The sequence below is a fragment of the Promicromonospora sp. NPDC110617 genome (genome assembly GCF_055598465.1).
In genome coordinates, this window is record NZ_JBVKBM010000002.1 from 469281 (window position 1) to 481008 (window position 11728).

Annotated in this window: 10 protein-coding genes; 3 read left to right on the top strand and 7 right to left on the bottom strand. The window is 72.4% G+C overall.

Annotation, left to right across the window (positions count from 1 at the left end; genetic code table 11):
- Window positions 1-35: 35 nt before the first annotated feature.
- On the bottom strand, window positions 36-1439 hold the full coding sequence (locus ACZ7LE_RS12870; protein ID WP_470403659.1) for an ABC transporter substrate-binding protein: 1404 nt from the start codon (window positions 1437-1439) through the stop codon (window positions 36-38).
- Window positions 1436-3124 (bottom strand): ATP-binding cassette domain-containing protein, encoded by a 1689-nt coding sequence (locus ACZ7LE_RS12875; RefSeq protein WP_470403660.1) that lies wholly within the window; start codon window positions 3122-3124, stop codon window positions 1436-1438. The genes ACZ7LE_RS12870 and ACZ7LE_RS12875 overlap by 4 nt, the downstream gene beginning before the upstream one ends.
- A 238-nt stretch (window positions 3125-3362) precedes the next feature.
- On the opposite strand from ACZ7LE_RS12875, the gene ACZ7LE_RS12880 reads away from it, so the two are divergent.
- A complete protein-coding gene (locus ACZ7LE_RS12880) occupies window positions 3363-5360 on the top strand; it encodes an anthranilate synthase family protein (RefSeq protein WP_470403661.1) in 1998 nt (665 codons plus the stop codon).
- Window positions 5361-5399: 39 nt separating this feature from the next.
- Here ACZ7LE_RS12880 and ACZ7LE_RS12885 read toward each other — a convergent pair whose 3' ends face one another.
- Window positions 5400-6617, bottom strand: coding sequence for a M20 metallopeptidase family protein (locus ACZ7LE_RS12885; RefSeq protein ID WP_470403662.1), 1218 nt, complete (start codon window positions 6615-6617; stop codon window positions 5400-5402).
- A 124-nt stretch (window positions 6618-6741) separates the two neighbouring features.
- On the opposite strand from ACZ7LE_RS12885, the gene ACZ7LE_RS12890 reads away from it, so the two are divergent.
- Window positions 6742-7293: a hypothetical protein gene (locus ACZ7LE_RS12890; protein ID WP_470403663.1), complete on the top strand. Its 552-nt coding sequence runs from the start codon at window positions 6742-6744 to the stop codon at window positions 7291-7293.
- Between the two features lie 165 nt (window positions 7294-7458).
- Complete coding sequence (locus tag ACZ7LE_RS12895) at window positions 7459-8163, top strand: class I SAM-dependent methyltransferase (protein WP_470403664.1); 705 nt, start codon at window positions 7459-7461, stop codon at window positions 8161-8163.
- Here ACZ7LE_RS12895 and ACZ7LE_RS12900 read toward each other — a convergent pair.
- The 4 genes from ACZ7LE_RS12900 to ACZ7LE_RS12915 all read right to left on the bottom strand — a co-directional run bounded on the left by ACZ7LE_RS12900 (window position 8160) and on the right by ACZ7LE_RS12915 (window position 11695).
- Complete coding sequence (locus tag ACZ7LE_RS12900) at window positions 8160-9065, bottom strand: sugar phosphate nucleotidyltransferase (protein WP_470403665.1); 906 nt, start codon at window positions 9063-9065, stop codon at window positions 8160-8162. The genes ACZ7LE_RS12895 and ACZ7LE_RS12900 overlap by 4 nt on opposite strands.
- Window positions 9066-9127: 62 nt before the next feature.
- Entirely contained in the window at window positions 9128-9754 is a 627-nt protein-coding gene (locus tag ACZ7LE_RS12905) for a LysE family transporter (protein WP_470403666.1), read from the bottom strand.
- 547 nt (window positions 9755-10301) lie between these two features.
- Window positions 10302-10787 (bottom strand): DUF1269 domain-containing protein, encoded by a 486-nt coding sequence (locus ACZ7LE_RS12910; protein WP_470403667.1) that lies wholly within the window; start codon window positions 10785-10787, stop codon window positions 10302-10304.
- 74 nt (window positions 10788-10861) lie between these two features.
- Complete coding sequence (locus ACZ7LE_RS12915) at window positions 10862-11695, bottom strand: mechanosensitive ion channel domain-containing protein (protein WP_470403668.1); 834 nt, start codon at window positions 11693-11695, stop codon at window positions 10862-10864.
- Between the last annotated feature and the right edge of the window lie 33 nt (window positions 11696-11728).

Sequence of the window (11728 nt, forward strand, 5' to 3'; positions counted from 1 at the left end):
GGTGGTCCGGGCCGGTCTCGTTCCCCGCGCAGGACCTACTCCGCGAGGATCTCCCGGCTCAGCTCGTCCATCTCCGCGAAGACCTCGTCCTCGCGCTGCCCGGTGAAGTACCCCTCCATCAGCGGGCTGATCGCCGAGCCCATCTTCTGGCCGCCGGCGAACACCGGCGTCTCGAACAGCGTCCCGTCCACGAACTGCTGCGTGTAGGGCGTCACGTCGATCCCCTGGTCGAGCAGGGCGGCCTGGGTCTTCTCCATCGACGAGTCGATCGACGGGAAGAACGTGCCGTCGGCACCCGCGACGTCCTGGCACTCGGGCGAGTTCATGTAGGCGACCCACTTGAACGCCGCCTCCGGGTGCTTGCTGCCCGCCCAGACGGAGTCCGCGTTCGAGTTGGAGAGCCCCGCGCGCTGCCCGTCCTCGCCCTGCACCGAGGGCGCGATCCCGACGTCGACGCCGTCGAGCGCGAAGAACGTCGTCGCGTACCAGGACCCGCCCGAGACCATCGCGACGCTGCCCGTGCCGAGCTGCTCGGCCGGGCCGAGTGTGAACTGCCCCTCGACCGGCGACAGCCCGCGCTCCCCCAGGCCGCGCAGGTACTTCGCGGTCTTCACGAACCGCTCGTCCTCGTACCGGAACGTGGTGGGGAAGCTGTCCTTGTCGCCCAGCTCCCAACCGGTGGTCGAGGCGAAGTTGGCCCAGGTGTCCTGCCCGTTGATCCCGTTGGACCCGAGGCTGTTGATCCCGTACGTCGCCACGTCGTCCTTGTCGAAGCCCGGCTCGTCGCCGCGCACCCCGTTCTCGTCGACCGTGAGGCGGGCGACGACCTTCTCGAAGGTGCCGCCGTCGTCGGGGTTCCAGGTCATGTTCTGCACGTCGTCCTCGGTGAGGCCGGCGTCGGCGAGCTTCGCCTTGTCGTAGAAGAACCCGACGGTCGCCCAGTCCTTCGGCAGGCCGTAGGTGGCGCCGTCGCCGTACGTCCAGGTGTCGACGCCGACGCCGAGCTGCCCGACGTCGTACCCCGACTCCTCGATCAGGTCGTCCAGCGGGAGGAGCTGGCCCTGGTCCACGAACTCGGGGTAGTTGGAGGTGTGGTTCATGAACGTGTCGGGGGCGTTGCCCGCCACGAAGCCCGCGGTGAGCTTGGTCCAGTAGTCGTCCCAGGCGTACTGCTGGACCTTGACCTCGATGCCGGGGTTGGCCTGCTCGAACGGCTCGACGCACTTGCCCCAGGACACGGCCTGCTTGTCGTCCCAGGTCCACCACTGGATGGTGCCGGTGGCGGCGTCGCCGTCCCCCGCCCCTCCCGCGCCGCACGCCGAGAGGGCGAGCAGCGTCGCCGCGCCCCCGAGCGCGAGGAGGGTACGTGCCGGTGTGTTCCTGCGGTGCGGCCGGGGCCCCGCGGTGGCGGTGGTCCGGTGCCGATCGACGGTGATCATGGTGCCGACCGTAGGGCCGGCCGCCGTCCTCCGGAATGGGGAGTTCTGCGGCCGGGCCTGGACGATCCGACGGTCGCACCGTCCAGCGAGAACACGCGCCCGGGCCACCTCGATCGCATCAGCCGGTCGTGACCCGCGACGACGATCGCACCGGGTGCCTGCGCGAACGCGTCCTCCAGCTCGTCGACGAGCGTCGGGGACAGGTGGTTGGCGGGCTCGTCCAGGAGCAGCAGGTGCGGCGGCCGGGCGAAGGTGAGCGCGAGCGCCAGCCGGCGGCGCTGCCCGACGGACAGCTCCCCGACGGGCGCGCCGGTCTCGCGGGGCGTCAGCAGCCCGAGCGCCGCCAGCGGCAGCCGCTCGGCGGCGTCGTCCCCGATCACGTCGAGGTAGGTCTGCTCGGCCGACCGGTCGGGGCGCTCGAACACCGTGTCCTGCGGGAGGTACGAGATCGCCACGTCCGGGCCCCGGCGGAGGCGTCCGGCGAACTCCACCTCGCCGGCGATGACGCCGAGCAGGGTGGACTTCCCGGCGCCGTTGGGACCGATGACCAGCAGCTTCTCCCCCGCCTCCACGACGAGTCGCGGGACGCGGAGCCGACCCGGCACCTCGATGTCGGACAGCTCGACGAGCGGCCCGTCGGACGCCGACAGGGACACGTCCGACGCGGTCAGGCGCAGGGGCGGCGGCGGGGCCGCGACCTGGCGGAGCACGGCGTCCTCGAGCCGCCGCCGCGCGTCCCGCACCCGCCGCGCGACCTGGTTCTGCACCCGGCCCGCCCGGTGCCCGTAACCCATCTTCTCCGAGTCGCGGCGGACCCGGTCCGACGCGAGGGCGGGATCGGTGTCGACGACGACGCGGGCCAGCCGGTAGATCTCCTCCTGCTCCTCGCGGTGGCGCTGCTCCCAGCGTTGCCGGGCCGCCCGCTTGTGCTCGACGTACGCCGAGTACCCGCCGCCGAACACGACCGGACCCGACGCGGACGGGTCGAGATCGATCAGGTCCGTGCACACGGCGTCGAGCAGGGCGCGGTCGTGGCTCGCCAGCACGAGGACGCCCGGGAACACGCGCAGCTGCTCCTCGAGGAACGAGACGGCGGCCTCGTCGAGGTGGTTGGTCGGCTCGTCGAGCACGAGCGCGGCGGGCTGCCGCAGGAGCAGCGCGGCGAGCGCCAGCCGGCCGCGCTGGCCCCCGGAGAGCGCGCGCAGCGGCCGGTCGGCGGGGATCGCGTCGAGCGTGAGCGCGCGCAGCACCCGCGCCGCGCGGCGATCCGCCGCCCAGGCATCGATCCGCTGTGCCTCGGCGAGCCGCTCGGCGTAGGCCTCGGACGCGGCCGCGTAGCCGGCCTCGTCGGCCGGGACACCGGCCAGGTGCTCGGCGGCGGCGTCGAGGAGCGCGACCGCCTCGCGCACCTGGCGCAGCGCGTCCGCGACCACCTCGCCGAGGGTCGCCTCCGGCGCGAAGGGCAGCTCCTGTGCCAGGTACCCGACGTCGGCCGGCCGCTCCACCCGCCCGGAGTGCGGGTCGATCACCCCCGCCAGCAGCTTCAGCGCGGTGGACTTGCCGGTCCCGTTCTCCCCGATGATCCCCGTGCGCCGGCCGGGGCCGACCCGCAGGGAGACACCGTCCAGGATGCGTCGCCCGCCGGCGAGGTAGGTGACCGCGTCCATCAGCAGGTGATCATGCACAACCGGACCCTACTGTCCATGACCTGGCGGCACGTCCCTGTGGACACCTCGCCCCGACCCGGCTAACGTTCCGGCCATGACGTCGCCCCGCATCTGCCTGGACTGGTGGCCCGCCGACTAGGCGGGCTCGCGACGCATCCACTCACACGTCCACGACCGCCTCGCCCGAGGCGGTCGTTTCGTGTTTCCCCACGAGACTCCCGGTCCCGGGCGAGCACCCCGAACCGAGAGGCTCCACATGTCCCTCCACCCTGGCTCGACCGGCCGGCACCCGCTCCTGGACCGGGTCCTGGCCTCCGACGGCTCGCTCCCCTTCGCGCTCCTGCGCCGCCACGGCGGCACCGAGGTCGAGGTGCTGACCGGCGACGTCGTCGACGCCGACCTCCTGCGCGACATCCCGCTCGACGGCGCGCCGGTGCTCGCCGTCGTCCCCTACCGCCAGGCCCGCGAGCGCGGCTTCACCGTGCAGGACGACGGCGTCCCGCTGCGCTGCCTGGTCGTGCGCGCGTCCGAGCGCGTCGCCCTGTCCGACGCCGTCGCCGCGCTGCCGCCCGAGCCCGTGGCTACCGAGCCGCTCGGCTTCGACATCCCCGACGACGAGTACGCGGGCATCGTGCGGCGCGTGATCGACGACGAGATCGGGCAGGGCGCGGGTGCCAACTTCGTGGTGATGCGGAGCTTCGAGGCCCGCACCGACGCCGCCCCTGTGCCCACCCTGGCGTCGTGGTTCCGGGCGCTGCTGACGCACGAGGTCGGCTCGTACTGGACGTTCGCGATCCACGCCCCGGCACCCGCGGGCGCGCCCGCCGTCGGCCCGGCCGCGGAGGCCGTGTCCCTGGCGGGCGCCACCCCGGAACGGCACCTGACCCTGGACGACGGCGTGGCCCGGATGAACCCGATCAGCGGCACCTACCGGCACCCGGCGTCGGGCCCCACGCGCGAGGGCGTGCTGGACTTCCTGGCCGACACCAAGGAGAACGAGGAGCTCTTCATGGTGGTCGACGAGGAGATGAAGATGATGAGCGCGCTCTGCCCGGACGGCGGCCGCATCGTGGGCCCGTACCTCAAGCAGATGGCCCGGCTCAGCCACACCGAGTACCTGCTGGAGGGCCGCACCACCGTGGACCCGCGCGACGCGCTGCGGCTGACGATGTTCGCGCCGACCGTGACGGGGTCGCCCATGGAGAACGCCTGCACCGTCATCGCCCGGCACGAGACGCGACCGCGCGGGTACTACTCGGGGTTCCTGGCCCTGTTCGAGCCGGAGGCCGCGAGCGCGCCCGAACCCGGGGCCGCGGGGTACTCCCTCGACGCCCCCATCCTCATCCGCACGGCCTACCTGAATGCGGGCGGCCGCGTGTCCGTCCCCGCCGGTGCCACGCTCGTGCGGCACTCCGTGCCCGAGCACGAGGTGGCCGAGACCCGCGCCAAGGCGGCGGGGGTGCTCGCCTCGCTCGGCCTGGTACCGCGGGGCGCGGGGCCCGACGCCGTCGTCGACCTGAACGCGCAGCCCGGCGTCGCGGAGGCGCTCGCCGTCCGCAACGGGCAGCTCGCCGAGTTCTGGGTGCGGCCGCAGGACGCCGCCCCCGCCGCGGCCCCCGAGCCCTCGCCGCCGGCCGGCCGGGACGTGCTGGTGATCGACCACGAGGACCAGTTCACGACGATGCTCGCCCACCAGCTCACCCACCTGGGTATGAACGCGCGCGTGGTGCGGTGGGACGCCGTCACGGACGTGCTCGCGGACGACCTGGTGGTGTTCGGCCCGGGCCCGGGCGACCCGCGCGACCAGGACGACCCCCGCATCGCCGCCCTCACGCACCGGATCCTGGAGCGCGTCGCCGCGGGCCGTCCGCTGCTCGCCGTCTGCCTGAGCCACCAGGTGCTCGCGGGCCTGGCCGGCTTCCCGCTGCGCGCGCTGCCCGCGCCGCGGCAGGGTGTGCGGCTGGCCGCCGACGTGTTCGGCACCACGGCCGCCGTCGGCTACTACAACACCTTCGGCGCGCACCTGACCACGGTCTCCGCCGCAGCCGCCAACAACCCCGTGGCGCACCTGGCGCTGGAGCCGTCCGCCGACGCGGACGGCGTGCTGACGGCGCTGCGCGGGCCGGGCGTGGCCTCGGTGCAGGGGCACCTGGAGTCGGTGCTGTCGGCCGACGGACTCACCGTGCTCGACACCCTGACGCGCCACGCCCTGGGCGTGGCGGTCCGGACGGTCAGCGGCGGGCCGGCGCGGTGAGCACGACGTCGCCCGCGTGAGCGGCCGGCGGGAGTCCGGTCACGCGGGCGGCGTCGCCCCCAGCTTCGTCAGGGTGGTCACGGCCAGCTCCGCGAGCGCGGCCGCCTGCTCGCCGAGCACGGCGTCGTCGAACCGCACCTTCGCGGAGTGGTTGGACGGCGCGGCGTCCGCGGGGACGTCGGCGGGCCGGGCGCCGAGCTGGATGAAGCAGCCGGGCACGCGCTGCAGCACGTAGGAGAAGTCCTCCGCGCCCATGATCGGCTCGGGCCGCTCGACGACCCGGCCGGGCCCGTACAGGCCGGTCAGGACGGTGCGGGCGTGGTCCCACATGCCGGCGTCGTTCACCGTCACGGGGTACTCCGGTTCGAGGACGACGTCGGCGGTGCAGCCGTGGGCGGCGGCGATGCCCTGGACCAGCCGCGGGAGCTCGGCCGTGAGCTGGGTCAGGGACGCGTCCGACAGGGTGCGCACGGAGGCCGTGAGCTCGGCCCGGTCGGGGATGACGTTGGAGGCGGTGCCCGCGTGGAGCTGGCCCACGGTGATCACCACGGGGTCGAACACGCTGACGCGCCGGGTCACGTAGGACTGCAGGGCCAGCACGATCTCGGCGGCGACCGGCACGGGGTCCACGGACATCCAGGGCGACGAGCCGTGGCCGCCCCGGCCGTGCACGGTGATGTCCAGGATGTTGACGCCGGCCCAGGCGGGCCCGGGCCGGGAGACGAACAGCCCCTTGTCGTACAGGCCGGTGACGTGGATCCCGAACGCGGCGTCCACGGGGGTGCCGGCAGCGTCCAGGACGCCCTCGGTGATCATCGGGAGCGCGCCGCCGGGGCCCTCCTCGCCGGGCTGGAACATGAACACCACGTTGCCCGCGAGCTCGTGCTTCCGGGCGCTGAGCAGGCGGGCCGCGCCGACCAGCCCGGCCACGTGCAGGTCGTGGCCGCAGGCGTGCATGGCGCCGTTCGTCGAGGCGAACGGCTCGCCCGAGTCCTCGGCGACCGGCAGGGCGTCCATGTCGCCACGCAGCAGCACCGTGGGCCCCTGCCCCGCCGTCCGGCGGCCCCCGCGCAGGACGGCGACCACGGAGCTGAGGCTCGTGCCGGTGGTGATCTCCAGGGGCAGCCCGTCCAGGGCCTCCAGGATCGTGGCCTGCGTTCGCGGCAGGTGCAGGCCGATCTCGGGGTGCTGGTGGATGCGCCGCCGCAGGGCGACCAGGTCGGGCTGGATCAGTACCGCGTCGTCGAGGAGAGTCACGGGGCCTGAGCCTACGTCGCGTTCCGCCGAGGGTGATTTCTGCCCCGTGCCCGACCGTCACGTGGCGTCCGTGCGCCGTGCGCAGTAGGCCTGGTAGTAGCCGATCTGGCACAGGGAGGTAGCCATGAAGGAGAAGAAGAACCAGACGCGGCTCAGGCACTGGGTCGCAGCCCTTGCCGGCGCGTTCTCACTCGTCGGGGCGTCGATGACCACCGCGCCCGCGAGCGCCGCGGCGTGGGAGAACGACCTCGTCGTCACCGACACCTATTACATACCGGCGCAGGACCGCTACGTGCAGGCACGCTGCCGTGTGGACGTCCGTCCCGTCGGGGCCAAGAACCTGCCGGGCTACGTGACCGTGAAGGGCAAGGTGCGGTGCAACCACAAGCTGCTGGCGGGCGGGCACGTCGGGTTCAGCCTGGGAAGCCACGACGGGACGGCTGGTTCCTTCCACGCCGACCTGCGACGCATCCGCACGGGCAGCAAGCCGGACCGGAACGCCACGTTCTCCGAGCGCGTCTACATCTTCCCGTCCGACTACTCGCGCGCCGGAGGACCGGGGACCTGGGCCGTCCGTGACCTGGAGCTCGACGTCGACATCCGGACGATCGACCGCAACCGGTGGTGGCTGTCGGGCAGCGGGTCGAGGACCGTGGAGACCTTCCGGGCCTACTGAGGCAGGCCACGCTCAGCAGGCCGGGCCTGCCCGCCGCGAGCCTCATGTGCGGGTGGCCGGGAGGAACTCGGCGCACTTGAAGGAGGGACCGCGCCCCGACGTCGGCACAGGGTTCCGTCCCGATAACTTCGGGCGGGACATGGACCGTCCAGCGAAGGGGATCCGATGAAGGCCGACCACTACGACGAGTTCGCCGCCAGCTACGACACCGAGAACGCCGGGAGCCTGCTCAACGCCTGGTACGAACGACCGGCCATGGTCCGCCTCGCGGGCGACGTGCGCGGGCGCAAGATCCTCGACGCGGGCTGCGGCTCCGGACCGCTGTCCGCCGAGCTGCGGGACCGCGGCGCCGAGATGACCGGGTTCGACGGCAGCCCCGCGATGATCGAGCTCGCCCGTCGTCGGCTCGGCGACGACGTCCCGCTGACCGTCGCCGACCTCGCCGAGCCGCTGCCCTACGCGGACGACACCTTCGACGACGCCGTCTCCTCGCTCGTCCTGCACTACCTCGAGGACTGGCAGCCGCCGCTGACCGAGCTACGCCGGGTCCTCAAGCCCGGCGGCCGGCTCATCCTCTCGGTCAACCACCCGCTCGTGCGCCCCTTCTTCGTTCCGGAGGAGGACTACTTCGCCGTCCGGCAGTACTCGGAGGAGTACGACTTCGCGGGCCAGCCGGGGACGCTGACGTACTGGCACCGACCCCTGCACGCGATGATCGACGCCATCTCCGCCGCGGGATTCGGCATCGCGTCCATCGCGGAGCCGCCGCCGTCCCCGGACACGCCGACCGCGCTCCTCCCGCCACGCATCGCGAGCGGCGAACGGACCGCTTTCGTGTCCTTCCTCTTCTTCGTCCTCGAGGCCCGTTAGACGCCGCGGGTCCCGACCGGCTGCGGCAGCGCCTGCTGCTGGCTCTCGGAGACGGCCAGATTGGCGGCGAGCCAGCCGCTCGTGCTCCCGCAGTCGAAGTATCGGCCGCGCACCGGGTGGACCAGGGTGTCGTGTTCCTTCGCGTACTCACCGATGGCGTCCGTGGCCTGGTACTCGCCGTTCCTCGCGGGCTGCAGAGCGCGGAAGTACGGCAGGACACCGGCGGGGAGGAGGGACCGGCTGATGTTGGCGTACGCCTCAGGGACCGTGAAGCGCGCGGGCTTCTCGACGATCGCGTCGAGCAGTGGGGCGCCTGCCGCGGCGTCGCGGGTCGTGAGCACCCCGTAACGGCCAGCCTCCGCGCCGGGGACGACGGCTGCGCCCAGGGCTGCGGCGACCCCCGCACGGCCGCGCGCCTCGCCGAGGTCCGCGAGATCGGAGCCGCCATCGGCTCGGAACAGCAGGTCGTCACCCGCTAGCAGGAAGAAGTCGTCGTCCTCGACGAAATCTTCGGCGAGCATGGCAGGCAGCGCCGTGCCGTAGCGGCCGTCGCGCGGCTGCTCGATGAAGGTGAACTCCGCCCGCCGGTGCAGGTCCGCGATCTGCTCGTACTTCTGCTCCCAGCCGCGCTCCGTGAACCAGGACTCGAGCTCGGGGTCGCGGCTGAAGTAGTGCCGGACCTGGCGCCCGGCCTCGCCCGGGGCCACGACGAACGCGATGCGCTCCACCCCCGCCGCAAGGCAGTCCGCGACCGCGAAGTCGACCACGGGACGGTTCAGCACCGGAAGCATGCACTTGTTGATCGACTTCGCGACCGGGAAGAACCTGCTGCCGAACCCCGCCACGGCGATCACGGCCTTCCCGACCACTGCCGCTGCCCTGTTCTCGTCACGCGTCGTCATGGTCCGCCATCATGCCCGCTGGTTCTCCGGCTGCCGACCGCTCGCCCTGCCGCGCGAGCGGGTCAGTGCATGACGGCGAGCAGCACGCCGACGCCCACGAACAGGCTGCCGAACACGCGGTTGACCACCCGCGCCCCTGACTCGCCCGCGGTCAGCCGGCCGAGCCCGCGGGCAGTCGTCGCGAAGAAGAACCACATGACCACGACGTCGATGACGACCACGGTCGCGGCGAGCACCGCGTACTGACCCAGCAGGGGGCGGTCCGGCTGCACGAACTGCGGGACGAACGCGAGGAAGAACACGACTGCCTTCGGGTTCATCAGGTTCACCAGGAGCCCGCGCCGGAACATCGACCCGGCGGGCTCGGGCAGCCGCGCACCGCCGACGGCGTCGGCCCCCGGGCCGGTCCGGGCCAGAAACTGGCGCACGCCGAGGTAGACCAGGTACGCGGCGCCGGCGTAGCGGATGGTGTCGAAGAGCCACGGCGTGCTCGCCACCAGCACACCCACGCCCGCGGCCACGATCACGAGGTGCACCAGCAGCGCCGCCTGCTGGCCGAGGATCCCCCAGATCGAGCGCGCCCAGCCGGACCGCATGGCGTTCGACATGGTGTTGATCGCGCCCGCGCCGGGCGTGAGGGAGATCAGGACGCCCGCCCCGACCAGGGCGAGCCAGAGGGAGAGCGGCACGGCGGTCAGCGTACGGGGCACACCAGGCGCCGTCGGACGGCGTCCCACGGTCCGCACGGCCCGGGTCGGCTTGTTAGCACAACGCTAATAATCTCGCGCTTTAAACACTAATATCCCATTCACGTTGCACTGTCCGTGTCGCCTACTTAACGTATGGAACGCGAACACTGTTCCGCTCACCGGTGTCTACCGGTGATTTCCCGTACCCCTTGAAAGGAAGCTCTCATGAGCCTCGTTGACATCATCTCGACCCTGCTCGACAACCTGGGCCTGACCGTCGAGCAGATCCTGTGCCTGCTGGGCCTCTGATCTAGTAGGACACCGCTGACCTGCAGTCCCGTCCGGGGGCCGCCGGTAGCGGAGCTGGAATCACTCCCCCGGCAGACGAGCTCCCCTCGCGGAATTCCGCGAGGGGAGCTCGTTCCTTTGCGCTGTACGCAGCATGCATTGCGTCAACGCATTCTTCGCCGCTCGGCTGGACAATTCACGGAGCCACATATAAAGGCCGGTAAATCGGTGGCTCAGTCGATCCATTAGTCAGGCTGCGTCAGCTGCCGAACGTCTCCAGCAGCGTCGACCGCTCCGCCTCGGTGAGGTTGGTCGCGATCAGCTTGCCCCGCATGCCGTGGAACCGTTCGCCCACGCGGTCGATGTCGCCGTCCTGCGTCACGGCGAACAGCGCCGACGTGCCAACCGTGACCTGTTCCCGGATGGTCTCGAGCTGGGTGCGGTCGATGCCCACCGCCTCCGTATGTTTCGCCAGGGCGCCGATCGCCGCGCCGGCGGCGGCGCCGATGAGCGGCATGAAGAACAGGGTGCCCAGGAGCAGCCCCCAGAACGCACCCCAGCCGGTGCCGCGCCACTCGTTCTCGTGCGCCTGCTTGGTGGTCGGGGTCGCCTGCCCGACGGGCCAGGACACCACGGCGTGGTCGACCACGGTGATCAGGCCCTCGGACGCGGCCTGCTTGAGGTTCCCGGCCGCGGCCTGCGCGCCCTCGGGGTCGTCGAACTTCCAGACGGTGAACGTGGTCATCGGTGATCCTCATCCTCCTGGACGGTCTGTTCCCCCGCCTTGTGATCGTCGCACCCGGCGGCACGATCCGCGCGTCACACGGCCGGCGGCGGGACCCGTCGCTCGACGTCCGCGGGCGGGGGCGCGTCCACCGCCCATGCGGCGGCGCGAGGGCGGAGCGCGGTGCCGAGCGCGGCAACGATCGCCGACGACACAGCGGATCCCTCGGTCGGGCCGTGCCAGAACCGCAGCCGGAGCGTCGTGCGGACCGGGTCGGCGGACACGTACAGCACGTCCGGCGGCGGGGCGGGCAGCACGCCGGGCACGGCCGACACGGCCCGCAGCACGCCGTCGGTCTCGTCGTCGCGCAGGTCCGCGAGCCGCACCTCGACCTCGCTGCGGCGCACACCGGGCGTGGACCCGTTCACGAGCGGCTCGGAGATCACCAGCGAGTTGGGCACGTGGACCCGCACGCCGTCGTACGTCTCCAGGATCACGGTGCGGTTGTTGAGCTCCTTGACGGTGCCCACCCACGAGCCGAACGCCATCTCGTCGCCCACCACGACCGGCATCCTGGTCTGCAGCACGATCCCGGCGCCGAAGTTGTCGGCCAGGCCGCGCACCGTCAGGACCAGCACGATGCCGACCACGACCACCACGGTGAGGATCGGCTGCGTCTGCGCGCCCAGGAACCCGAGCGCGACGCCGATGCCCGCGAGCAGCACGAGGTAGTGCACGGACCGCACCAGGACGTCCCGGACCTGCGGGTGCAGCCCCTTGATCCGCGCCGTCGCCGCGAGCGCCGCGCGGCGCGCGTACCGGGTCGCCAGCCAGGTGGCCAGCAGGGTCAGGACGGCCAGGACGACGTCCCAGCCGTCGAGGTCGTCCGCGGAGAAGAACTGCGCGATCGCGTCGCCCACGGCGCTCATCGGCGCGTTCCCGAACCGCTGTGCTTCGCCACC